Origin of the sequence: Labrys sp. 22185 (assembly GCF_052045555.1) — a bacterium.
GTDB lineage: Bacteria > Pseudomonadota > Alphaproteobacteria > Rhizobiales > Labraceae > Labrys > Labrys neptuniae.
The window spans coordinates 212564-236711 of sequence record NZ_JBQEPH010000006.1 but is presented as its reverse complement, the minus strand read 5'-3'; the positions used below and the strand labels follow the sequence as shown (position 1 = coordinate 236711).

The window sequence follows — 24148 nt, the reverse complement described above, 5'->3', positions numbered from 1 at the left end:
GCACTACGGCGGAGCAATCCCGAGCATGGCGGGCCGGGGCCGCAGTCCCAACCTGCATATGGCCATCGCTGCCGCGCAGTTAAAGAGGAGTGCCGGCAGCGCCCGGAACCCGGCTGGGCTCAGGGATGCGTCATCAGCTGGTTGGTGAGCAGGCGCCGGTAGAGCAAAGCGAGCACCACGGCGAAAAAGCCGTCGAACAGGGCGAACCACAGGAAGCCGCCGCCGCAGAAGAGCCAGATCAAGGCCATCCACAGGCGGCCGCCGATGCCGATCACATTGGGCATCCGAGCAATCAAGGGTTGGTACCAGCCGGGGATATAGAGCACGGTGACGAGCAGGAGCGTAGCGCCCCAGCCACGCTCCCAACCCACCGGAATGGCGTCCGGCAGGCCGGCCATCTGCGAAACCCAGCCGGGGCAGAAAATGCAGGCGAGCCCGATCAGCACATGCACGGCCATGTTGAAGCCGAGCACGAGCCGGTAGCTGCGCAGGGCCCTGGCGGCCTGCGCCATGGTCCATCCGAGGGTGAGGGTCTGATCGGTCATGGCGGGGTTCTCCCGGTCAGAAGGTGAGCAGATAGGAAAGTAGATCCGATTTGGCGGATGTCGGCAGATCCGTGCCGTAGAGATGGCCATCCTTGCCGTTGCCGGTCTGGGTGGTGTCGAAGCAAAAGCCGGTTGCCGGCGGCGGGCCCTTGGGATCGCAGGGCGGCGAGAGGAAGCCGCCATTGACGCCATCGATCACGTCGCTGCCGCGCAGATAGGCTGCTGGCCGCTGGGCAGGCGGGGCGAGCAGATCCTTCAGCGTGGGAACGGCACCATTGTGCAGATAGGGCCCGCGCAGCCACAGGCCGTCGAGCGGGAGATTGGCGTAGCCGTCGGTCTTTTCGAAGGATCTGAAGGCATAGGGTGTACCGGCGAACAGTTCCGTGAGCTGCCTTTGCCGGAAGGCCGGCGTGTAGCTGTCGAGGCGCGCTCTGTCGGTGCCGAGCCGCGCGATGGGATCGACCTTGCCGATCGCGTCGCCCTGGAACTGATAGCCCGCCGGATCCTGCTCGCCATGGCAGGAGCTGCAGGCGCTCCTGTAGACGGTGCGGCCCCGCGCGACGGCACCGGCATCGGGCCGGTTGGGAGAGGCCGGCGGCTTGAGCGTGAGCAGCCAGTCGGCAACGCGCTTGATGGCGGCATGATCGACCGTCTCGGGGGTGACGCCGGCACCGAGCGCAGCCGAAAGATTGCGTTCGGCCAGCGAGGTGTTGTTGCCGTCCCAATGCAGATGCATGCCCTCGCGCGGTCCCTGCTCGAAAACGGCGGGGAAGTCGGCGGCGCCGATGACCTCGGCCGGCGTCAGTGTCGAGGCGGGAATCTTCATCTGCACCGCCTTGTAGGGATTGAAGGTGTCGACCCGGCCCGGACCCCAGTCGGGCTGGCGCGCGAGCAGCGATTCGAGCCGGGCATGCCGCGCGATCAGGCCTTCGCGCAGGCGGGGCAGCACGAGGTAGCGCCAGGCGACCTTCTCGACCACGCCGAAGCGATGGCCGGCGGCTTCGGCCGCGGGAATCAGCGTGTCCGGCGCCATACGCTCGTCGGCGGCCGTCGACAAGACGAAGCGTACGAAACGTTCGAACTGCAGATTGTTGGAGGGCATTGCCGGTACGGTGGTGCGGGGCCCGTTCGCGCTCAGGCGATAGGTGCCGGTGTGGCAGACGGCACAGTTGAGCCAGACCATGTCGACGCCGCGCACCGTCCGGCGCGAGACCCCGATGGGCAGGTCGCGCTGTCGCCCCAGGCTGTCCTTTTCATAGAGGAAGCCGAAGGCGCTGTAGTCGTCGCGTTGTTCGAAGGCATCCGGGAACAGCCTGGGCAGGGCCTGCCAGACCCGGTAGGGAATGCCGCTTTCCGTCTCCGAGCCGATCGAGCCATATTTGAAATGCTCGATCACGTCGCCATAGCGCGGTGTGTCGTTGCGCGTGAAGAGGATGGCCGCCGTCAGGGCGAGATAGACAGCCGCCACCAGGGCGGCGATGAGCACGAGCCGCACCGGCCGCCATCTATGGCGGCGTTGCGCCAGTTGGCGCTCGACTTCGGTGACGAAATAGGGTTCCGACATCGTGCTTTTCCTTGAATGTGGTCGAGCGGCAGCCTCCGATCGGCTCATGAAACGGGGTGAGGGGGTGTGCGTTTTCGTGTGGCTCTGGGGGGATTGGCCACCGCGGGAGCAGGGCTCGAACCGGATGGATCCGTGCCGGGAATGACCAGGTCGGGCTTCGTCGCATAGATCGAGTAGAGGGCGGCCAGCATGGCGTCGCGGTCGGGAAAGCGCTGCTCCTCGTAGCAACCCAACGGGTTCTTGGCCGCGTTGACCAGGCATTTGTTGCAATAGGTGCAGGGATTGGCCGGGCGATCGTGCCCAGCCTGCCATTGCCGGGGCAGATCGTTGTTGGCGATGAGGGAGCGGGCAATCGCCACGCCGTCGCACTGGCCCGAGGCCAGGGCCTGACGGACCACCGATGCTGTCTGGAAACCGCCGGTGACCAGCACCGGGATGGTGAGGGCCTGCTTGAACTGGCGGGCTTCCTCCAGGCTGATGCCCTCGATGCCATGGCCCTTCTTCATGCGGAACCAGAGCCAGCGGAAGATCGGCCGCAGGGCCGGGTAGCGGAACAGCAGAAAATTGCGCAGGCCGTAGAGACCGGAGGCGATCATGGCGTCGTAGACCACGGCCAGGGTCTCCAGCGAAAGGTCGCCCGGCGGATTGAGGGGATGGGGGAAGAGCGAGCCGGTGGAGACGTGAATGGCGTCGACCCCTGCTGCCTGGCAGTAGCGCGCCACCTCGATGGTCTCATCGATGGTGTTGCCCTTCTTTTCCCAGGGAATGACGTTGTTGCGATCGACCGCGGAGAGCTTGACCTGCAGATGGAAGTCCCGGCCGACATGGCAGCGGATCGAGCGGATGACCTCCAGGAGGAAGCGCGCCCGGTTGGGCAGGGAGCCGCCATAATGGTCGGTGCGGTCATTGATGCCGGAGGAGAGGAACTGGGTGAAGAGATAGCCGTTGGCTGCGTGCAGCTCGACGCCGTCGCAGCCCGCCTCGCGGGCTCGCCAAGCCGCCCGTCCGAATTTCTCGACCAGGATGCCGATCTCGCCCGGCGTCATCGCCTGGGTCGGAAAGCCGTGCAGGGTCTCGCGTGCATTGGTGGGGCTGGCCACCGGGCGATGCTGGTTGGTGACACCGGGCACGTCCATCTGCCGGCCCGAATGGCTGAGCTGCATGATGAAGCGGCAATCATGGGCGTGGACCGCCTCGGCAATCCGGGCCCACAGCGGAATGAAGGCATCGCGATGGTTGGTGGCGTAGTTGGCCGCGATCCGCCCCTCGATCGCCACCGGCACGAAGGAGGTGATGATGGCACCGACACCGCCCCGAGCGAACTTGCTCTCCCAGTTGAGGCGGGTCTGGGTGGGCGAGCCGTCTTCATTGTCCCAGCGTCCGGAAATACTGGAGCGTAAGATGCGGTTCTTGACCGTGAGATTGCGGAAATGGAGCGGCGTGAAGATTGGATCCTCACCGATTGACTCGGATGGTCTCATGGCTCGTCGTCCTGCATGCGGGCTGCCGTCCAGATCCCGGCGAGCAGCCGGAACACGAAGCCCGAGGCCGGGCAGGCGCTCCAGGAGGCGGATTGGAAGGCGGTGGCGGGATCGAGCGTGCGCCCGGCGGCATGGGCGAGCTTGAACCTCACCAGGGCGCCGGGTTCCAGCGAGCCACCGGGGATATCGGCCACGCCCTTGGCCTGGCGCAACACCGAGTCGGGTGCGGCGAGCGAGGCGATCGCCGCCGCCCTGCCGTCGAGGGCGAAGCGGCGGCCGGGATCGTCGTGATGGCCGCGCAGCCGGTCGAGGCTCGCGACCAGATTGTGCACGGCGATGCCGACGGCATGGATGGCAACCGGATCGCGCCCGACCGCGCCGGCCAGGATGTTCCTGTCGGCCTGCAGGGTGCCGAACAGCGCCTGCTGCAGCCAGAGCAAGGGATTGGCGGTGCGGGCGGCGGCATCGAAGCGCACGGCCGCGTCCCACAGGCGTTGGGCTTCCGCTTCCTGCGGCGTGAAGGCCGGGTCGAATTGGCGGGCGATCACGGCCTGCAGCGCCGGCCCGACCTGTTCGCGCGGGCCGGTGCCCCTGACATAGGCGACCAGCGGGTGCTTGCCGGACAGTTCGGGCAGGGCCGCGTCGTGCAATCGGGCAGCGAGGGCGGCCTGGGCCGCGCGGCGCTCTCCGTCATGGCGCGCCCGCATGGTCGGAAACGGGATGCCGTCGATGACAAATATCCGTGCCAGCCGGCCGGCCAGCATCCGGTTGAACAAGGGGCCGGCCTTGCCGAAAGCGCGGTCGAGACGGGGATCGCGGTCGATCGCAGCGATGGTGGCGGCGTCCTCGACTTCGAGGAGATCGATCAGCAAGGGGATGCGGATGCGCCGGGCCATCTCACCTGCTCGCCTTGGTCCAGGGGAAGAAGACATTGCGGGTGACGGCGAAAGCCGGCGCGAGTTCGGGGAGATGGCGCTCCAGCACGCTACGCAGCGAATTGTCCTGGACCCAGCGGAAACCGGCCGGCGTATAGATCTCCGGGCGAAAATCCTCGGTGAAGAAGCGATCGCTCTTGAAGCGACGCGAGGCCATCAGGATGAAGATGCGAAAAACGGTGTCGGAAAAGCCGAATCCCGGTGGGGAGCCGTTCGAAGCGTTGCTTTCCGCCAAGGTACCGACCAGGAGATCGACCTGCTCGACCGAGCCGTAGACATCGCTGAGTTCCTGGCGCCAGCGGGGATCGTTGGTGAGTTCCTCGAAGCTGCGCGGTGCCGGCGCGCCGATCAGGCGGCGGAATTCGCAATAGCGCGGCACGCCTCGTTCACGGTCGCGCAAGATGTCGACGGCCGCCAGGTCGATGAACAGATGATCGTCCACACGCTTGTCGAGCCGGCGGAGCGCATTGGGGTAGTTATGGAGCACCAGCGCGCCGGGATGGGCGGTGGCGAGGGAATAGAACACATTGAGGAAGCCGGCCTTTTGGTAGACGGCGCGGGTCTTGTCGGCGAAGACATCGGTGAGCCCGCATTCGAACAGGGCGTCGTCGTCTTCGTGCCGGCGAAAGGAAAAATCGTCCGGCAGCAGCGAATGCAGCCGGTAGGAGGCGGCGAACTCCTCGGTCATGGCATAGGGCACGCCGCCATGGTCCTTGGGCGAACCCGGAATGCCCGAGAGGATCTCACCGTCACCGATGCGGCCATGGCTGTTCTTGAAGGTCTCGCCGAGCAGCCCGAAATAATTGCCGCGCATGGCGAAACGGCCCGCTGGCGAATTCATCAGCGCCGGCGTCCATTCGACGGTATGGATCTTGGCGAGCAAAGCCGCGTTGACCAGCCGTGCTTTCTGGAACAGCCATTCGCCGGTCTCTCCGGGATGGTCGATGCGCAGACGGTCGACGATGGCGTTGTGCTCGCGTGCGAACAGGGTGTGCAGGGCGGAAAGGCCGACCCACCAATTGCCGTTGACCCCTGCAAGCTCCAATCCCTGCTGTTTGGCCTTCGTATCGACGGGCAGGTGACCCTCTTGGTCGAGATGGATCCTGCCGTCGGGGCGAACGGCATTCGTTGCGGGGTCGGTGCGGATCTGGAGCTGGCGCTCGAGGCTGGAGCCATAGATCTGCGAGGCATCCCACCAATGGCTTTCGACATTGGTGTAGGCGGTCGGCCGTCCCGGCTGGTCGGCCGATGAGGCATCCGACCTGGTGCGCCGTACTTTCATCGAAGAAGTTGGCCAGTCATCGCCCTCCGGTACGGGAAAATGATGGGGATTTTCCTGGAGATTGGGCCCGTGACTCAACCAGTCATGTACCATGAACTGGATCCAGGCCGCCGCCAGCACGTTCAGATGCGGGACCGGTGCGAAAGCCTCCCGCGCAAGCAATCTGGAGCTGACCTGGCGTGGATTGGGCTCATACAGGGTTGGTGCCACCTCGCCATAGGTCTTGTCCAGCGGGACGTTGCGGCCAAAACGCGTACCGGCCCGCCCCATCCAGGGCTGGGCGAGATCGTTGTAGCTGCCGTCGGGCGTGCGGAAATGCTGGATGTCGAAACCGTCGGCGAGGGCGGGTTGCGCCGGTGCGGTTTCCGTATCGAACAGGTTGTTCCGCCGCAGGATGCCACGAAGCCCAAGAAGGATGGCATCGCTCAAAGGGAAGGGCCAGAGATACCATATCTTCAGGCGGCTGGTCACACGTGCCAGCAATATCAGCGTGTTATCGACGATTGCGCTCATCGCTGCCTCCCCTGCGGTCGCAATGATGAGTAGGAAGCGTTGGCTTGTCGACTTCGAAATCCCGATCGACAGAACCGGAATCACGGTATTGTCACGGTATTTGATGCAATGAATTCTTCAGAATCGAGAGTATGGTGGGTTATTATACCTCGAAGGCGAAGGCCTTCGGGAAAGCGCATTTGTTTTGTCTGATTTTTTGTGAATTTACATTGACGTTGAGGTAGGGGGCTATCGCTTGCGCTGTTCGAGAGGCCGTCGCGGTTTCAGGCGGCGCGCGGGCGCTGATGCCGAAGGATTGTGCGCTCGATCGTTTCGGGGCGCGTCTGCATTTCGATGACGAGCAGGGCCGCCCCGAGCAGCAGTCCGGTGCGCAGATCGGACTGGGCCGACGCGATGGAGAGGTTGCGCGTGGCCAGTGGCAGCGAGCGCTGATAGACCAGCTCGCGGATGCCCGACATCAAATCCTCACCGGCCAGGGCGAGCGTACCGCCGATCACGATCACGCTGGGATTGAGCACGCTGACGACGTCCGAGGTCACCTCGCCGAGCACGCGGCCGGCTTCGCGTACCAGCCGCACGGCTTCCGGCTCGCCTGCCTGGGTCAGCGCGATGATGTCGCGGGCGGCCGAGGCCTCGATGCCATGGCCCCTCAGATCGCGCGCGATGGCCCAGCCGGCGGCCCGTGCCTCGACACAGCCGAGCTTGCCGCAGCGGCAGAGCGGGGCGGGAGCGTGGGTGAGCTGAATATGGCCGATATCGCCGGCCGCACCCTGGGCGCCGCGATAGAGCCGGCCGTCGGTGATGATGCCGCTGCCAATGCCGGTTCCTGCCTTGATGTAGAGGAACTGGCCGACATCGGGCCAGAAACGGCGATATTCGGCCAGGGTCATCAGGTTGACGTCGTTCTCCACCACGACCGGCGCATCGAAATGCCGGTGCATCCAGCCCCGGATGTCGAAATCGTCCCAGCCCGTCATGACGGAAGGACCCACGACGCGGCCGCCCTCATGGTCCACCGGCGCCGGCAGGCCGAGACCGATCCCGAGAACCTCGTCGCTGTCGCGTCCGATCTGCGCCAGCAGTACCTGGAATTGCTCGACGATCCAGCCCAGGACCGGTACCGGGCCGCGGCGAATGTCGACGCTTCCCACCGCTTCGGCCAGGATGCGCGGTTCGAGATCGGTGACGGCCAGGCGCACATGGCTCTCGCCGATATCGGCGCACAGCGTCACACCGAAGGCGGTGTTCAGCCGGATGAGGCGCGCCGGCCGCCCGCCGCTCGGCATTGCATCCGGTGCCTCCTCGATCAGCCCGGCGGCGAACAGGGCGGCGAGGCGTTCGGTCACGGTGGAGCGCGACAGGCCCGAGGCCTCGATCAGGGCGGACCGCGAACGCGCTTTTCCGGCGGCGATCAGCCAGAGGATTGCGCCGGCTCCGGCCGCCGAGCCCGCTTCCTGCCCCGACCTGATACTGTCTTTCACCGCCACTCCTCGCTGCCGGCCCTGTTTCCTGCGGCCGGCAAGCTTATGACCAGAATCAGTCATAAGCCAGAGCTGGAGCGCCAAGCTGAAAAGGAAGGCGTGGGATTTGGAGTGTCAGCCTCCTGCTGACATATCTGTCGACGGACACGGTGGTTTCTGGATGTCAGCCCCGCTCCATCAAGCAATGGAGCTGTGGAGCTGGCGCTCCAATCTCCGTTCAAGTCAAAGCGCCTGGTCAGCGGCGACCGGTCAGCATCAGGAGATTGCCGGCCAGCACGACCGCCAGGCCTGCTATGGCGAGCGCGCTCCAGACATAGCCCTCGAAGATCGTCGAAATGGCCAGGGCGACCACCGGGAACAGCACGGTGGAATAGCCGGCCCGGCTGGCGCCGATGCGCGACAGCAGGGTGAGGTAGGCCGCAAAGGCCAGGACCGAAGAGAGCAGGGCCGACCAGAGCAGCGCGCCGAGATAGGGCAGGTTGGGCTCGATGATGAAGGCCTGCCCGCGCGCGAGGCTGAATGCGAACAGGAAAAGCGAGCCGTAGACCATGCCCCAGGTGGTGGCGGAGGTAAGGGAAATGGCGCGGTTCTTCAGGCTGAGGGTCAGCATGTTGCCGAAGCAGAAGCTGAGGGTGCCGACCACGCACAGGATGAGGCCGGTAAGGGCGGCGCCCGAAAGATGGTCGCCGGCAAGCTGCGGCGCGAACATCAGGCCGACTCCGGCAAAACCCATCAAGGCGGCGGCAACCGAGCGCAGGCTGGGTTTCTGGCCGAAAATCAGGGCGCTCAGCACGATGTTGAACACCGAAGCCAGTGAAAAGACCACGGCGAGCAGGCCGGAGGGCGTCGACAATCCACCATAGTAGAAGCACAGGAAATTGGTGGAAAAGAGCAGCAGGCCGAGCCCGGCGAAGCTGAGATGGTCCTTCCAGGCAAAGAATAGCGGAGCACCCGACAGTACGACCCAGCCCAGCATCATTACTGTGGCGAGCAGGAAGCGCCACAGCAGCGACACTTCCGGCGCGACCACGCCGAGCTGCATGTGCAGCGCGATCCAGGACGTGCCCCAAACGAAAACGACCCCGGCATAGAGGCCGAGATCGGTAACTCCGAGAGGCGCTGCCTCGCTCGGTCCTGCCTTCAAAGTCGTGCTGGTCATGCCTTGGATTATCGGGGGATTTGCTGGGCCGGTCCAATCAAGCTCGCGAATGGAAATCATCGCGCCGATTGATGCTTGCGCGGGATGGATGCTTCAATCCGTCCGTGACCATCGCGCTCCGAACAAGCCCCCTCCCTGGCGATGGGAGCTGCGCGGCATGGATTCTTCGTTTCGCTCGATTGACAAAACTCAGTAAGAATTTTTTACTTATATGAATATTTTTTTCTAATAGGTGAAGTATCGAATAGGATTTCCGTTAACTGATAGGAGAAATGTGTATGTCGAGGCGTGATACGTATCCAATCCGCATATTTCTGACTGTCGTGGCCGTTACTTTCCTGTTTTCTTCGGCGCCACCAGCGACAGCGTTTGAAGACACCGGCAAATACCAGCCGATCAGCGAAACCGAGGCCGAAAGGACGATCACGCTGACGGGGCGCGACCTCACCTACCAGCAGGTTGTCGAGATCGCCCGCAACGGCGCCAGGGTCGAGCTCAGCCCCGAAGCGCGACGGCGCTCGGCCGATGCCTATGGCCTTCTGCTGCAGGGCGCCGCCGAGAACGTCACGATCTATTGGTTCAATCGCGGCGCCGGGGATCAGCGGGAGACGGTGATCTTCTCCGGTGATCCGACCACCCCGGAGAACACCAAGCTTTTGAAGGACCAGCAGCTCGCGCGGTTCAAGGACGGTGTCAGGGACGGTTATGGGCCGGAGATCCGGGAAGAGGCCCTGGTGCGTGCCATCATGGCCATTCGCGCCAATACGATGTCATACGAGGCCGCCAGTCCGCCCCTGACGCAGATCCTCGTCGACATGCTGAACAAGCGCGTCACGCCCGTCGTGCAGTCGCGCGGCACGCTCGGCGAGGGCGATCTGAACACCCTGGGCAATATCGGCGCCGCGATGGTCGGGGAGGGGGATGCCTATTACCGCGGCGTCCGGATGCCCGCCTCCCAGGCTCTCGCCCAGGCCGGCATCAAGCCCCTCGAACCTTTTGCCGCGGATGAAGCAGCATTGATCAGCACGAATGCCTATGCGCAGGCACAGGCGGTTCTGCTGCTCGAGGACTCCCGCAGGCTGCTGGAATGGACCGATCTCGTCTATGCGATGGACCTGCTTGGCATGAATTCCAGCGTCACGCCGATTTCCGCTCCGGTCCAGTCGATGCGCCCTTATGGCTGGCTCACCTGGAACGCCGCCCGCATCATGGACATGATCAGGGGCAGCTATCTGTTCGACGAGGACGCCGCCCGTATCATCCAGGATCCGGAGAGCATGCGGGCCTCGAGCCAGCGGCAGGGCTCGGCCTGGCAGGCCTGGGCGGATCTCAGGGATTCCGTCAGCCTTTCCATCAATTCATCGGATCACAACCCGGCGACCATACCGGGGCTCACCCCGGAAAGTTCCTGGGAACTGAGCACGCCGCAATTCATGAAGTACCACGTCAAGGGCGGCAAACTCAGCGGCGGCAAGTCGGGCTACATCTTCTCCAACGCGAACTGGGATCCCTACCCGCTCGCCAATCAGGTCGAAGCGTTCACCCTCGCCCTGACGAATATGGGCGTGGTGATCGCCCAGCGGATCGAACGGTTCAAGAACCCGTTCTTCACCGTGGTCAAGCCGGCCGATGTCCTGAACGCCGAAACGCGGAAGAATGCGCCGACATTCGGTGGTTACCTGCCGACCGACCTGTGGCAGGAGCTTGCCGAGATGGGCACGCCCGTCACGCCGGCCGGCCAGGCCATCGTCTCGACGGTCGAAGACCTCCAGGCGCAGACCAGGATCAAGACCGAACGTGCCCGCAAGGCCGTCGACCTCTCCTTCGAACTGCTCGCGCATGACCTGCTGACCGCGAGCTACTGGATGGAGATCCGCAAGATCCAGAATCCATCCCGCAATTTCGGCAAGGCACCTTCCGAAGCGCTCGCGGCGCTGCGTCAGGTCGTGCCGTGGCAGCAATCCGCACAGGATCGTCCGAAACGCCCGATCGGCATGGTGGTCTATGATTTCATGCAGGCCAACCCGGCATCGAAATTCTATGCCGGCGGACCGAAGCCACCGGAAGGCCGGCCATTGCCGAAGGCGGGGCCGCAATAACCGACAGGCGATGGGTGCCGCTCCGCGGCGGCACTTGCTGTATCAGATCGCGAACAGCCTGACCTGTCATTCCCTTCCCACCGCCTTTGGCGGTGCCGGGAATGACGGCACTTTCGTTTGCATAGAGGTCAAATTGCGTGACCCGGTGGCAATTCGCGGCGCTGCGAATCACGGTCCTGGCGAAGGGCGGTGTTTTGCCCGGCTGGTTCAGTAAGCCTTCTCGTCGAAGATCGGATCGATCTTGCCGCCCCATTCGCCGTGATAGCGGGCCAGCATCTCGTCGGCGGCGGTCACCCCGCTTTCGACGACGTCGTCAAGGCCGTCGAGGAAGTGCTCCTCGTTACGGCCTTCCCAATCCTCGATATTGCGGGCCTTGAGGCCCTGGCGCGCAATGGCGAGGGCGCGCAGGGCGATGTCGCGCACGCTTTCATTGCGGAACGGCGTTTTCAGGGCCTGCCGGCTGACGCTGTCGCGCAGGGCCTGGCGCTCGGCCTCGCTCCAGTCCTTGACCAGGTCCCAGGCCGCGTCGAGCGTGTCGTCGTTGTAGAGCAGGCCGACCCAGAAGGCCGAGAGTGCGGCGAGCTTGCCGGTTGGCCCGGCATCGGCGCCGCGCATTTCCAGATAGCGCTTCAGCCGCACTTCCGGGAACAGCGTGCCGAGATGGTTGGCCCAGTCCGACATGGTGGCGCGGACGCCCGGCAGTTGTGGCAGGGTGCCGGCCAGGAGGTCGCGGAACGAGGCGCCGGCCACGTCATGATAGACGTCGCCGCGCTTGACGAAATAGAGCGGCACGTCGAGGGCATAGTCGACATAGCGCTCGAAGCCCATGCCGTCCTCGAAGGCGAAGGGCAGCATGCCGGTGCGGTCGAGATCGGTGTGGCGCCACACTTCCGAGCGCAGTGACAGGAAGCCGTTGGGCCTGCCCTGCAGGAAGGGTGAATTGGCAAAGATGGCGGTGGCGATCGGCTGCAAGGCGAGCGAGACGCGCAGCTTCTTGACCATGTCGGCTTCGGAGGAGAAGTCGAGATTCACCTGCACCGTCGAGGTCCGGTACATCATGTCGAGACCCATCACGCCGACCTTGGGCATGTAGTTCGTCATGATCTCGTAGCGGCGCTTGGGCATGCGCGGTGTCTCTTCCCGCGTCCATACCGGCGACATGCCGAGGCCCAGGAAGCGGATGCCGAGCGGGCCGCCGATCTCGCGCACCTGGGCGAGATGGGCGTGGATTTCCGAACAGGTCTGGTGGATCGAGTTCAGGGGCGCGCCGGAGAGTTCGAACTGGCCGCCGGGTTCCAGTGAAATGGCACCGCCGCCGGTGATGTCGAGCATGCCGATGATATGCTCGCCTTCCATGATCGGTTCCCAGCCGAGCATGGCCTGCAGGCCCTCGAGCAGCGCACGGATACCGTTGGGGCCTTCATAGGGAACCGGCTGGTGCGTGCCGGCCCGGAAGGGAAACTTCTCGTGTTCCGTACCGATGCGGAACTGGGACGGAGGTTTAACGCCCTTTTCGATCCAGGCGACGAGTTCGTCGCGCGAGCCAATGGGAGTTGAATCGATTACGTCGCGGGCCATGCGGGCAGAACCTTACAAAACGGCCCGGACCATAGACAGTGCCATCCGGGAAAACAATCAGGCGCCGACACAAGATCGCGTCAAAAGTGTGAGGGGAAAAGGAGAAGGCAAGTCCCGCCCCTTCCTGCCGCGGCCGGTGCCATGTCTCAGCGCCAGTCTCCACGAGCGGCCTGCACCAGAGCAAGGGCCGCCACCGCCGCCGTGTCGGCGCGCAGGATGCGGGGGCCGAGCGAGAGGCGGGTATGGGACGATATCCGGCCGATCGCACTGCGCTCGACATCGTCGAAGCCGCCTTCCGGGCCGATCAGCACGGCCAGCGGCCCCCTGGGAACGCTGGCGAGCGCCTCGAGCGGGCTGGCGATCGCGGCGCTCTCGTCGCAGAAGATCAGGTGCACGCCGGGATCCCAGCCCCCGGCAAGGCGCATGAGGTTCTGTTCAGGCCTGATCTCGGGCACGGAAATCACGCCGCATTGCTCGGCCGCCTCGATGGCATTCGCCCGCATGCGCTCGAGATTGACCCGGGAGACCTGGGTGCGACGCGTGATCACCGGCTCGATGGTGCCGACGCCCATCTCCACCGCCTTCTGCACCATGTAGTCGAGCCTTGCATGCTTGAGCGGCGCGAACAGCCAGCGCAGCGTCGGCATCGGGGTCTGGGGCCGGGTCTGTTCCTCGACTTCCAGGCCGATGCGCTTGCCTTCATGGGTGACCGCGGCAGCGAATTCGCCGTCCGTGCCGTTGAAGACCAGGATGCGGGCGCCCGATTTCAGGCGCAGGACATTGCCCAGATAGTTCTGCTGCGTCTTGTCGAGCGCGACGGGCTGTCCTTCGCCGAGCGGCGCATCGACGAAAAGCCGGACGGAAAGAAAATCGTAGGCGGCCATGTACCGGGTCTTTTTTCTCTAGAGCAAAGCGCGTCCGCGCATGAACGCTCGTTTGCTGCAATTCTTTGTTTCGAAGCGTCTTTGCGGTTACTGCCATCACGTTCGAATTACAAAACACACCACAAAAACAGGGGGCGGACGTGCCATCAAGCTGCCCCGAACTTGCGAGATCAATAGTTCCTCTGTATCGAGAGTGTCACCACCAATCTTGCGGATGTCCTCATGTTGCGTCTCGTTTCGATTTCCCTCGTCGCCGGCACCTTGCTGGCTGCAGCGCCCGTCGCAGCGCAGGAGTCGGCGCCGATCGGCAATCAGTTCTGCAACAAGGACCTGCAGCCGATGATCGATCGCCGGACGAAGATCGCGACCGCTTTGCAGGCGATCAACAAGCGCGGGCGGCCCAAGACCTTCGAGCAGGCCAAGAAGACATTCAACGAGTTCTGCGGCAGCCTCTCCTCCTATATCGAGAATGACAAGAAGATGTTGGACTACATGCAGTCCAACAAGGAATTCTGCTCGATCACGGACGAGAACATCAAGCAGATCACGGCCGACCTGACTCAGACTCAGAAGACCAAGGCCAAGATCTGCTCCCATCCGCCGCGCCAGCAGGCCGCTCCGCAGCCCGGTCGTGGCGGCGGGGGCGGGCCCGCTGCGCCCAAGCCGCCCGTCAATCTGCGCCTGCAGTAAGGGGAGAGCGCCGGCATGGGGCCGCTTCCCGCCGAGGCTGGTCCAACCGGGCTGGCGAACAAGGTGGCCGACGCCCCTACCGGCAACTGGGTCGACCGCTATGCGCCGGCTGCCTGGCGGCCTTTTCTGCGCCTGTCGCGCGCCGATCGTCCGATTGGCGGCTGGCTCCTGATGTGGCCCTGCTGGTGGTCGGCGGCACTTGCAGCCCTCCACCACGGCACCGTTGGCCAGACGCTCTGGCATCTTGCCCTGTTCCTGATCGGCGCCTTCATCATGCGCGGTGCCGGTTGCACGCTCAACGACCTCGTGGATCGCGACATCGATGACAAGGTCGAGCGTACGCGCTCGCGGCCGATCCCGTCCGGGCAGGTCACCGCCCTTGCTGCCGCGGCCTGGCTGGCAGCCCAGGCCCTGGCCGGCCTTGGCATCTTGCTGCAGTTCAATCTTTTCGCCGTGCTGCTGGGCATTTCCTCACTGGCGGTGGTGGCTATCTATCCCTTCATGAAGCGGATCACCTCCTGGCCGCAGGCCGTTCTCGGTCTTGCCTTTTCCTGGGGTGCGCTGATGGGCTGGGCGGGCGCTGCGGCAGGGCTGGCTCTGCCGGCGCTGTTGCTGTTCGCCGGATCGGTGCTGTGGGTGATCGCCTATGACACCATCTATGCCTGCCAGGACAAGGAGGACGATGCGATCGTCGGCGTACGCTCGACGGCGCTGCTGTTCGGCGACAAGGCCCGCGGTGCGGTCGGTGTCTTCTACGCCGGCGCCGTGGTGCTGATCGGGTTGGCCCTGGCAGCCAACGGCGCCGGCCTGCTGTCCTATCTCGGCCTCATCGGTTTTGCGTTTCATCTCGCCCAGCAGGTCGTGCGCTTCGATCATCGCGACGGTGCGCTGTGCCTGAACCTGTTCCGCTCCAACCGCGATGCCGGTGCCATCCTGTTTGCCGGCCTGATGGCGGATTGCCTCTGGAACTGGCTCTGAAGCGGCCGTCAAGCCATCATCGCCGGCAGGGCCGCAGCCAGGGCATCGACCGTCACGCGCACCTTGCGCGGCAGATGCGGCGTTTCCAGCCATAGCGCATAGGCATCGTAGAGATAGTCCGGCTGATCCGGCAGGAGCTTGACCAGTGTCCCGGCCTCGAGGCGCTCGCGGACCAGCCAGGAGGGCAGCCAGGCCAACCCCATGCCGGCCGCCGCCGTGTCGGCGATGGCGGCGAGATCGTCCAGCCGCAACCGGCCGTTCGGCGTGAATTCCCGCGGCAGTCCCTGCGCCGCCGGGAAAAGCCAGGGACGGATCCGGCCTGAGCGGCGATAGATCACGCAGGCATGACCGGCCAGGTCCTCGACCTGTAGGGGCGTGCCATGATCGGTGAGGTAGGAGGGGGCGGCACACAGGATCATGCGCTGGCGCGCGACACGGCGCGCGATGATGCCGGCCCTGTCGTCGAGCATGCCGGTGCGGATCGCCAGATCGCAACCGTTCTCGGCAAGGTCGATGATGGGATCGCCCAGCGACAGATCGAATTCGAGGGCAGGATGCCGTTGCGCGAGTTCCAGCAGGACCGGCATGACGCAGTGGCGGCCGAACAGGGCTGGCATGGCCACCCGCAATCTGCCCCGCGGTTCGGACAACTGGTCCGCCGCGAGAGCGTCCGCGGCCTCGGCCTCCGCGAGCACGATGCGGCAACGCTCGTAATAGGCCCGGCCGAAATCGGTCAGACTATGGCGGCGGGTGGTCCGGTTGAGCAGGCGGACGCCGAGGCGCTCTTCCAGGAAGCGGACATGCTTGCCCACCATCGGCCCCGACAGATCGAGGGCGGCCGCCGCCGCGGCGAAGGAGCCGAGATCGACGGCCCTGACGAAGACGGCCATGCTTTCGAGGCGATCCATTATTCAAAACCAGCGGTTTCTTCTGCTCTGCCAGAACCATCATTTATCGCGGAAACTCGCTGACGCATAGCTTATTCAGTTCAATTGATTAGGAGTTGCGTCGATGTCTCGCGTCATTCGCTTCCATCGGCATGGCGGCCCGGAGGTCCTGCTCATCGAGGAGGCAGAGCTTCCTTTGCCGGGTCGGGGCGAGATCCGTATCCAGGTCAAGGCACTGGGGCTCAACCGGGCGGAAGCCTTGCTGCGCAAGGGCAGCTATATCGAGACGCCGGGCCTGCCGTCGGGACTTGGCCTGGAGGCAGCGGGCGTGGTCGAAAGCATGGGTGCCGGTGTCGACGGTTTCTCGCTCGGCGATGCCGTCAGCATCATACCGCCGCAATCGATGGTACGCTGGCCGGCCTATGGCGAGTTGGCAACCTTTCCTGCCGACCTCCTCGTCAAGCATCCGTCGTCACTCGGCTGGGTCGATGCCGCAGCGCTCTGGATGCCATATCTCACCGCTTATGGGGCCTTGATCGACATTGCCGGGCTCCGGCCGGGGGAGTTCGTGGCGATCACGGCTGCCTCGAGCAGCGTAGGGCTGGCAGCGATCCAGATCGCCAACCATGTCGGCGCCCGGCCGATTGCGATCACGCGGACTTCCGCCAAACGGCAAGCCTTGCTGGCTCAGGGGGCCGGCGACGTCCTTGCGGCCGAGGAGGAAGATCTCGAAGCGCGCCTGAAGGCGATCGCCGGGCCGCAAGGGGTGAGGGTGGTGTTCGATGCGATCGGCGGCCCGCTCTTCGTACCGCTCACGGTCGCCATGGCGCGCGGCGGCATGCTGATCGAATATGGCGGCCTGAGCAGCGAACCGACGCCTTTTCCGCTGTTCACGGTATTGAGCAAGAGCCTGACGCTGCGTGGCTATCTCGTCCACGAGATCACGGGCGATCCCGCGCGCCTGGAAGCTGCCAAGGGCTTCATCCTCGATGGGGTGCAGAAAGGTGCGCTTCGCCCCGTGATCGCCAGGACCTTCGCCTTCGACGAGATCGTCGAGGCTCATCGCTTCCTGGAGAGCAACCTGCAGCTCGGCAAGGTCGTGGTGACATTGTGAGCGATCTGCCCCGGTTCCGGTCGGAACGTGGTTCTGTCCGGAACCGGGGCAGATTTCCGAAGTGTTCAGTGTTCCTGCAGCTGTTCGGCGAAGCGGATCAGATTGCCGTGGCAATCCGTGATCGAGAATTCGCGCGTCCCCCAGGGTTTGGCCTCGAGATGACCCTTGCGGTGCACGATGTTGAGCGCGTTGAAATGCTCGTAGAGTGTCGCGATGCCGGTGACTTCCAGCCAGCAGCTGGTCGCCTGCGGTACCCGGCGGTTGCCTGTCAGCCAGAAGCTGAGGCGCACGCCGTCTCGATGCAAGAGCAGGAAGGAAATGTCGCTGTGCAGCACCTCGAAGCCGAGCTTCTGGTAGAACTGCGTGGTCTCCTCGAAGCTGAGCGAGGCAAGGGTTGGGATAGCGCCGGTGAGGCGTGCGGTCACGGCCTGGTTCATGAGGTCGCCACCTTTTCCAGGATGCCACGCCAGGCTGCCTGTTGAACGGCAGTGGCACCATCGTCGGCGTGCAGCCGCGCGGCCTCGCCGCCCGAGGCAAGGTGCAGCACCAGGCTCGGCCTGTCGCCGGGCTCGACGCTGCCGCCCGACAAGGGCTTCTCGTTGAGGTGCCAGTCGAAGCCGGGGTCGAGCACGTTCAGCCAGGGTCCCATCCTGACGATCCTCACCAGCGGCCCGCGATGGCTCTGCCTGACGCCGTGATTGGCGACTTCCAGCCTGACCGGAATGGCTTCGGCGGCTACGGCCTCCAGCACGGTCTGCAGGTCGACGGGCTTGCCGGCCGGGGCGGCATCGGCTGCTGCCGCGGCAGGTCGGGAGAAGGAGATGGGCTGCACGTCTTCAGGCCAGGCAAGGTCGGCCAGGAGCCGCTCGAAAGCGGCATGATCGGCCCTGTCACGGGCGTAGATCTTCCAGAGCGCGCCGCCTGCCGCATCGAACAACTGGATGCTGCGCAACGGTCCCTTGGGGTTGGCATCCTCTACATAGAAGGCATGCGCAACCGTTGATGGTATTAAGGTAAGGTCAAATCCTGCGTCGGTGAAACGAATCTCGCCATCGGATTCGACGCCAGCAGGAAAGGTCACATCCTTTTCGTGCACGGCCGACTCGTTGCGGATGAGTGACATGACGGTACCCAGGTGCGGCAAGGCAGCGCAGAGCGCGTCGATCCGGACGGCCAGGCGTTTCACACCTTCGTCGATCCGGGTCTCCAGCAGGGCGGCTTCCGAAACCCCCAATTGCGCCGCGGCATCGCGAATGCGCAATCCGGACTGACTTTCCCGGAGAGACTGCCACCGTTGTTTTAACTCGCTCATTTCCCTTCTTTCCTTCGGTTCTGATCGGCGCAAAATAGAAAAATTCAAAACTGGACGTCAGAAGGAATTATGCAGTTTAGAATAAAGAAAAACTGCGCAAATTATGCTAATAAAATCAAGCATTAATTCCTTGACACGTCCTGTTTGCTGCCGCAAATCGCTCAAAATTGTATGAAACGGCGTCTGCTTCTACAAGATAAATTATCTGTAGCGCAGTTTTGAATAATTATACGTTGCGGAGCCGAGATGGTCAGGTCGAATTACATGCGCAGTCGCAGCCTTGCGACAGTAGCTGCTCTTGCCTTGCTGGCGGGAAGCGTGACGCTGGCGCGCGCCCAGCAGGCTCCTGCCGGCCAGGCTGCCGCGGCCGACGAGCCGGTGGTGCTCGATACCGTAACGGTAACGGCGACCAAGACGTCGGAGAAGCTGATCGACACGCTGGGTGGTGTCAGTCAGATCACCCAGGCAGAGATCGACCGGGCCCAGCCCGCTTCGGTTTCGGATCTGTTGAAGACGGTGCCGGGTGTCGCCACGCAGGTGAGCTCGAACGACCCCATGCAGTCGATCAACATTCGCGGCATGCAGGACTTCGGCCGCGTCAATGTCTTGGTCGATGGGGCGCGGCAGGACTATCAGATCACCGGCCACAATGCGCAGGGCAGCTTCTATCTCGAGCCTGAGTTCATCAACAATATCGACATCGTGCGCGGGCCGATCTCCAACCTCTACGGCTCGGGCGCCATCGGTGGCGTGGCCTCCTTCACCACCCGCGGCATCGATTCCATCCTCACCCCTGACCAGAACTGGGGCGTGGAGCAGAAGGTCGGCGTGTCCTCCAATGGTCTTGGCGCCTTCACCTCGACCTCGGCAGGCATGCGCTTCGGCACGGTCGCCGACATCTATGGCCAGTTCATCTATCGCGGCGCCGGCGACTATCGTGACGGCAACAACGATCGCGTCACCTATACCGGCAAGAACAATTTCGGCGGCCTGCTGAAGTTCAACTATCATCCGGGCGACGGCCAGACCGTCAGCCTGAGCGCGATGAGTCAGAAGTTCGACTTCGACAACAACAATACCAGCCGCGGCAATTCACGCTGGCGCAATGACGTGGTTACCTCGACCTTCACGGCCGGCTACAAGTTCGAAAGCCCCGACAACCCGCTGATCAATTTCAACGCCAAGGTCTATTATTCGGAAACCGAGAACGAGAAGACGATCATCGTTCCCGGGACCTATGCCAGCCTGGGCGTGCAGGCGGGCGATAAGCTCTCCGACAAGGTCGGGACGTTCGGCTTCGACGTCTACAATACGTCGCGCTTCTCGACGGGAGCCTTCGACCATGCCCTGACCTACGGTGTCGACGCAGCCTTCGATCGGGTCGAGACGCGGGACGGTGCCGGTGGCTTTGTTACAGCCTTCACTCCGTCGGGCACGAGGCGTCTTCTCGGCGCGTATGTCCAGGACGAGGTCCGCTACGGCGACTGGCTCCGTGTAGTCGGGGGCCTGCGCTACGATCACTACCAGCTCGAAGGCGGCAAATACGAGTCCGACGGCAGCCATTTGTCGCCCAAGATCACCATCGGCGTGACGCCGATCAAGGGCATCGAACTCTACGGTACCTACGCGGAAGGCTATCGCTCGCCGTCGATCAGCGAAACGCTCATGGACGGTATCCATCCCATCCCGTCCTTCCCCATCAAGCCCAACCCGAACCTGCGGCCGGAAGTCGGCCACACCTTCGAGATCGGCGTGAACACGAAATATGACAATGTCTTCCGGGATGGCGATACGTTCCGAGCCAAGCTGAACGGCTTCGTCAACAATGTCGACGACTACATCGATATCGTTGCCGGGGCTCCTTATGTGCCGGGCTTCCCGGGCATTCCTGCCTTTGTCTGCAACGTTCCCAATCCAAATCCGCAGATCTGCTTTCCCACCCAGCAATATCAGAATATCGCTAAGGCACGCCTGATGGGCGTCGAGCTCGAAGCGGCCTATGACTGGGGCGGCGGCTTCGTGTCGGTCGCAGGATCGCATACCAACGGCAAGAACCGTGTAACCGACCAACCATTGAATTCTGTAGCGCCCAACAAGGTCAGCGGCACATTGGGCCTGCGCTTTCTGGATGACCGCCTGACAATCGGTTCGCGCGTCACCCTGGTCGGAGCGACGTCCCGCAAGGTGGACGAGCCCAGCGGGGGCTATGGCCTGGTCGACGTCTTCGCCAGCTACAGATACAGCGACAATGTCAGCGCCAGCCTGGCGGTCGATAACATCTTCGACCGCCGCTACAAGGCGTTCCTCAATTCCGATTACTCCACCGGCCTGGCGGCGAAGTTCGCGCTCACCGTCAAGCTCGCAGGCAAGTGAGGGGGCGGTGATGGGAAATTCCGAACTCAATCGTCGTGGTGTCCTAGGTGGAGCCCTGGCCGGTGCGTTCGCCTTGCTGGCCCTGCCGTCCGTCGCGCGCGCCGAAGGCATCCAGCGCGTGGTCTGTGCCGGCGCGGATGTCACCGAGATCGTGGCCAGGCTGGCCGGCGTCTCAGTCATCCAGGGCGTCGATTCCACGTCCAAGGCCCCGGCCGAGGTGACCAAGCTGCCTTCCATCGGCTATCTCAGGCAGATCTCGGTGGAAGGCATCCTCTCCCTCAAGCCGGACCTCCTGATCGCCAATCGCGATCTGGGACCGCCGACGGCGGTGGAGCAGTTGCGCAGCACGGGACTGCGCATCGAGATCGTCTCCTTCCCCCTGAACGGGGAGGGCATGGCGGCCAAGATCAAGCATGTCGGCGCCTTGCTCGGCCGCGAGAAGGATGCCGAGGCGCTGGCTGCGACGGTAAGTGCCACCATGGTTGATGTCGCCAAGCGCCTTGACGGCATCACCAGCCATCCCAAGATCGGCTTCATCCGCTCCATCGACGGCGGCACGCCGATGGCGGGCGGCAAGATGGGGCTGGTCGATGCCACTTACGCCCTGGCCGGCGGCGCCAATGCCTTCGGCGATTTCCCCTTGTTCAAGCCGGTGTCACGCGAGGTGCTCGCTGCCACGCCGCCGGATTTCGTCCTGGCCGACAGCGCGGTCGTTGCCAATACGGGCGGGGCGACGGCCTTTCTCGATCAATTGGGACTGACCTCGGCCTTTGCCGGCAAGCCCGACCGGCTGGTCGAGACCGACCTTTCCACGCTGTTCAGTTTCGGACCGTCGGCGGCCACGCAGATCCAGTCGCTGGCGCGGCGCCTGCATCCGGATCGGTTCTCGGGGTAGGATGATGAGTCTGGTGCAAGTCACACCGCGAAGCCTTGCCCAAGGCCTCTCCCCGCACCGGCGGGAGGCTTTGGTGCAGGCTGGCCTCGCGCTGCTGCTGGCGGCGGTCCTGGCCATGGGCCTCAGCTTCGGCGGCGTGCGCATTCCGGTCTCGACCTGGTTCTCGACGGCGACGGGTAGCTGGGATCTCTATTCGGGTATCCTGGTCAATATTCGCCTGCCGCGCGTGCTGCTGGGCATGCTGGTCGGAGCCGGCCTTGCCATGTCCGGGGCCGGTATGCAGGCCCTGTTCCGCAACCCCCTGGCCGATCCCGGGCTGACGGGGGCGGCGTCCGGCGGCATCCTCGCCGTGGTCGCCGGTATCGTCTTGCTGGAGCATGTCGGTGGCACCGGTGGCCTCGGCAGCTATGCGCTGCCCGCCGCGGCAGCGGCGGCCTGTGGCCTGTCCACGGTGATCACCTATCGCATCGCGCGCGATCGTGACGGCCATGTCAGCATCGCCAATCTCCTGCTGGCGGGCATCGGCATCAACGCTTTGGCCATGGCCCTGATCGGCCTGTTCATCACCATCGCCGACGACGCCCAGCTTCGCTCGATCCAGTTCTGGATGATGGGCTCGCTTTCGCGTGCCAACTGGATCGCCGTGCTGGCGGCGGGCGTGGCGCTCGCAATTGCGGCCGTGCTGCTCGCACAACAGGCGCGTGGGCTCGACGCCTTCACGCTCGGCGAAAGCGAGGCCTTTCTTTCGGGCGTCGACACCGTCCATCTCAAGCGCATGGTGATCGCGGCGACGGCCCTGGCGATCGGCGCGGCCGTCGCCTTTACCGGCCTGATCGGTTTCGTCGGACTGATCGCACCCCATTGCGTGCGCCTGCTGGGCGGGCAACGCTACCGCTTCGTACTGCCGGCCTCGGCCCTGCTGGGAGCTGCACTGGTGGTGGCGGCCGATACGGTGGCCCGGGTCGCGATCACGCCGGCCGAGCTGCCGATCGGTCTCGTCACCAGCCTGATCGGCGGGCCGGTCTTCATCGCCATTCTGAAGAAGGCCCAGCGCGCATGAGCCTTCAATTCGGCAATCTTCAAGTCCGCGATCTCCAAGTCCGCGATCTCAAGGTCGAGCGCAATGGCCGCCCTGTGCTGCACGACATCTCGTTCGCAGCCGTATCAGGCCGCGTTCTCATCGTGATGGGGCCGAACGGCGCCGGCAAGACGACCTTGCTCGCCGCGATCGGCGGAGCCATCAAACCGGCCGGCGGCGGGGTCGACTTCGGCGGGGTCCCGCTCACCGGCCTGCGCCCGCAGGCGCTGGCGGCCCAGCGCGCCTATATGGCGCAGCATTTCGATTGCCCCTTTGCCTACAGCGTCGAGGATATCGTGGCCCTGGGCCGGCTTTGCCATGCCGGCACGCCGCGCGCCGCGCGGGACAAGGCTGCAATCGCGGCCGCGCTTGCCAGCGCCGATCTCGCTCCCCTGGCCCGCCGCGCCGTCACCACGCTCTCGGGTGGCGAACGCCAGCGCGTGGCCTTCGCCAAGGCCGCGGCCCAGATCTTCGATCGCAGCACGGCGGGCGAGCCGCATCTCGTCATTCTGGACGAGCCGGTGTCCAGCCTCGATCCCGAACACCAGCATCGCCTGCTCGGCCAGGCCCGGCAGCTGGCCAAGCAGGGCGCGACCGTGGTGGTCACCCTGCACGACCTGACGCTGGCCTCGATCTATGGTGACGATGCGCTGGTGCTCGATCGCGGCCGCATTGCGGCGCAGGGCGCCATGGCTGAAACCCTTACTCCTTCCCTCATCGAGCGTGTCTTCAAGGTGCGTGTGGGTGCCGCCATCCAGGATGGCGGCCCCAGCATCATGCACGCCGTTCCACAGGACCAAGCCGCATGACGAAATTGTCCCGCTTCGCTGCCGTACTGGCACCCGCGACGATGCTTTTCCTGGCACCCCTGCCGGCCCTGGCTGCCGATGTGTCGATCGACCTCAACAAGCTCGAGACCCAGAACGGTAATTGCCGGCTGACCATGGTGCTGGTGAACGGACGCGCGGAAGCGGCGCAGAGCCTGCGTGCCGATCTGGTGATGTTTGGAGCGGACGGCGTAGTCGCCAAGCGGCTGGCCGTCGAGCTCGCCCCGATCCCGGCCAACAAGACCATCGTCAAGGCTTTCGACGTCGCCGGGCTCGCCTGCGAGGGCATCGGCAGCATCCTGCTCAACGACGTGCCGAGCTGCCAGTTCGCCAATGGCAAGGCAGGGGCTCCTTCCTGCCTCGAGGCGGTCAGTGTCAGTTCGAAGGCCGGACCCAAATTTTTCAAGTGAGGCCGAATTCTTCAATTGAGGCTTGGTTCAAACAGGCGTCGAAACAAAGAGTGAGAGCGAGAG

21 protein-coding genes are annotated in these 24148 nt (G+C 64.3%); 9 read left to right on the top strand and 12 right to left on the bottom strand.

Translation table 11 applies throughout. The features are described from left to right. Nucleotides 1-119 precede the first annotated feature (119 nt). The 7 genes from ACTJKX_RS14785 to ACTJKX_RS14755 all read right to left on the bottom strand — a co-directional run bounded on the left by ACTJKX_RS14785 (nucleotide 120) and on the right by ACTJKX_RS14755 (nucleotide 8960). A complete protein-coding gene (locus ACTJKX_RS14785) occupies nucleotides 120-545 on the bottom strand; it encodes a hypothetical protein (protein WP_367626281.1) in 426 nt (141 codons plus the stop codon). Between the two features lie 16 nt (nucleotides 546-561). Continuing rightward, nucleotides 562-2109 (bottom strand): cytochrome c, encoded by a 1548-nt coding sequence (locus ACTJKX_RS14780; RefSeq protein ID WP_440725712.1) that lies wholly within the window; start codon nucleotides 2107-2109, stop codon nucleotides 562-564. Nucleotides 2110-2153: 44 nt separating this feature from the next. Continuing rightward, nucleotides 2154-3590 carry an NADH:flavin oxidoreductase gene (locus ACTJKX_RS14775; RefSeq protein WP_440725711.1) on the bottom strand — a complete coding sequence of 479 codons (1437 nt, stop codon included), beginning with the start codon at nucleotides 3588-3590 and terminating at the stop codon, nucleotides 2154-2156. Continuing rightward, nucleotides 3587-4486, bottom strand: a complete 900-nt coding sequence (locus ACTJKX_RS14770; RefSeq protein WP_440725710.1) for a hypothetical protein — start codon at nucleotides 4484-4486, stop codon at nucleotides 3587-3589. Before ACTJKX_RS14770 ends, ACTJKX_RS14775 begins: the two co-directional genes overlap by 4 nt. A 1-nt stretch (nucleotide 4487) precedes the next feature. Then, complete coding sequence (locus ACTJKX_RS14765) at nucleotides 4488-6320, bottom strand: peroxidase family protein (protein WP_440725709.1); 1833 nt, start codon at nucleotides 6318-6320, stop codon at nucleotides 4488-4490. Nucleotides 6321-6583: 263 nt separating this feature from the next. Then, entirely contained in the window at nucleotides 6584-7801 is a 1218-nt protein-coding gene (locus tag ACTJKX_RS14760; protein WP_367626276.1) for an ROK family transcriptional regulator, read from the bottom strand. Nucleotides 7802-8036: 235 nt separating this feature from the next. Continuing rightward, the gene (locus tag ACTJKX_RS14755) at nucleotides 8037-8960 is read right to left on the bottom strand and encodes a DMT family transporter (RefSeq protein ID WP_440725708.1); all 924 of its coding nucleotides are present in this window, start codon (nucleotides 8958-8960) and stop codon (nucleotides 8037-8039) included. A gap of 278 nt (nucleotides 8961-9238) precedes the next feature. Between ACTJKX_RS14755 and ACTJKX_RS14750 the strand changes: the two genes are divergently transcribed. Continuing rightward, entirely contained in the window at nucleotides 9239-11059 is a 1821-nt protein-coding gene (locus tag ACTJKX_RS14750; RefSeq protein WP_440725707.1) for an aromatic amino acid ammonia-lyase, read from the top strand. Nucleotides 11060-11266: 207 nt separating this feature from the next. On the opposite strand, the gene ACTJKX_RS14745 is transcribed toward ACTJKX_RS14750, so the two are convergent. After that, nucleotides 11267-12637: a glutamate--cysteine ligase gene (locus tag ACTJKX_RS14745; protein ID WP_394311744.1), complete on the bottom strand. Its 1371-nt coding sequence runs from the start codon at nucleotides 12635-12637 to the stop codon at nucleotides 11267-11269. A gap of 146 nt (nucleotides 12638-12783) precedes the next feature. Beyond that, nucleotides 12784-13521 carry a 16S rRNA (uracil(1498)-N(3))-methyltransferase gene (locus ACTJKX_RS14740; protein ID WP_440725706.1) on the bottom strand — a complete coding sequence of 246 codons (738 nt, stop codon included), beginning with the start codon at nucleotides 13519-13521 and terminating at the stop codon, nucleotides 12784-12786. A 222-nt stretch (nucleotides 13522-13743) separates the two neighbouring features. Between ACTJKX_RS14740 and ACTJKX_RS14735 the strand changes: the two genes are divergently transcribed. Then, a complete protein-coding gene (locus tag ACTJKX_RS14735) occupies nucleotides 13744-14211 on the top strand; it encodes a hypothetical protein (RefSeq protein WP_311943275.1) in 468 nt (155 codons plus the stop codon). A 15-nt stretch (nucleotides 14212-14226) separates the two neighbouring features. After that, the gene (gene ubiA, locus ACTJKX_RS14730) at nucleotides 14227-15189 is read left to right on the top strand and encodes a 4-hydroxybenzoate octaprenyltransferase (protein ID WP_440725705.1); all 963 of its coding nucleotides are present in this window, start codon (nucleotides 14227-14229) and stop codon (nucleotides 15187-15189) included. A gap of 8 nt (nucleotides 15190-15197) precedes the next feature. Here the strand turns inward: ubiA and ACTJKX_RS14725 are convergent, their stop codons facing one another. Then, complete coding sequence (locus ACTJKX_RS14725; protein WP_440725704.1) at nucleotides 15198-16097, bottom strand: LysR family transcriptional regulator; 900 nt, start codon at nucleotides 16095-16097, stop codon at nucleotides 15198-15200. A 103-nt stretch (nucleotides 16098-16200) separates the two neighbouring features. Between ACTJKX_RS14725 and ACTJKX_RS14720 the strand changes: the two genes are divergently transcribed. Beyond that, a complete protein-coding gene (locus tag ACTJKX_RS14720) occupies nucleotides 16201-17190 on the top strand; it encodes a zinc-dependent alcohol dehydrogenase family protein (protein WP_440725703.1) in 990 nt (329 codons plus the stop codon). Nucleotides 17191-17255: 65 nt separating this feature from the next. On the opposite strand, the gene ACTJKX_RS14715 is transcribed toward ACTJKX_RS14720, so the two are convergent. Next, on the bottom strand, nucleotides 17256-17627 hold the full coding sequence (locus ACTJKX_RS14715; RefSeq protein WP_311943268.1) for a bleomycin resistance protein: 372 nt from the start codon (nucleotides 17625-17627) through the stop codon (nucleotides 17256-17258). Further along, nucleotides 17624-18502 (bottom strand): ChuX/HutX family heme-like substrate-binding protein, encoded by an 879-nt coding sequence (locus ACTJKX_RS14710; protein WP_440725702.1) that lies wholly within the window; start codon nucleotides 18500-18502, stop codon nucleotides 17624-17626. Before ACTJKX_RS14710 ends, ACTJKX_RS14715 begins: the two co-directional genes overlap by 4 nt. Before the next feature lie 246 nt (nucleotides 18503-18748). Here ACTJKX_RS14710 and ACTJKX_RS14705 point away from each other — a divergent pair, with 246 nt between their 5' ends. The 5 genes from ACTJKX_RS14705 to ACTJKX_RS14685 all read left to right on the top strand — a co-directional run bounded on the left by ACTJKX_RS14705 (nucleotide 18749) and on the right by ACTJKX_RS14685 (nucleotide 24085). After that, nucleotides 18749-20875, top strand: coding sequence for a TonB-dependent hemoglobin/transferrin/lactoferrin family receptor (locus tag ACTJKX_RS14705; RefSeq protein WP_440725701.1), 2127 nt, complete (start codon nucleotides 18749-18751; stop codon nucleotides 20873-20875). Between the two features lie 10 nt (nucleotides 20876-20885). Next, nucleotides 20886-21770, top strand: a complete 885-nt coding sequence (locus tag ACTJKX_RS14700) for a heme/hemin ABC transporter substrate-binding protein (protein WP_440725700.1) — start codon at nucleotides 20886-20888, stop codon at nucleotides 21768-21770. A 73-nt stretch (nucleotides 21771-21843) separates the two neighbouring features. Further along, nucleotides 21844-22830, top strand: coding sequence for a FecCD family ABC transporter permease (locus ACTJKX_RS14695; protein WP_440725699.1), 987 nt, complete (start codon nucleotides 21844-21846; stop codon nucleotides 22828-22830). Beyond that, nucleotides 22827-23657 (top strand): ATP-binding cassette domain-containing protein, encoded by an 831-nt coding sequence (locus tag ACTJKX_RS14690; RefSeq protein ID WP_440725698.1) that lies wholly within the window; start codon nucleotides 22827-22829, stop codon nucleotides 23655-23657. Before ACTJKX_RS14695 ends, ACTJKX_RS14690 begins: the two co-directional genes overlap by 4 nt. Continuing rightward, nucleotides 23654-24085 carry a hypothetical protein gene (locus ACTJKX_RS14685; RefSeq protein ID WP_394311760.1) on the top strand — a complete coding sequence of 144 codons (432 nt, stop codon included), beginning with the start codon at nucleotides 23654-23656 and terminating at the stop codon, nucleotides 24083-24085. The genes ACTJKX_RS14690 and ACTJKX_RS14685 overlap by 4 nt, the downstream gene beginning before the upstream one ends. The last annotated feature ends 63 nt before the right edge of the window (nucleotides 24086-24148 follow it).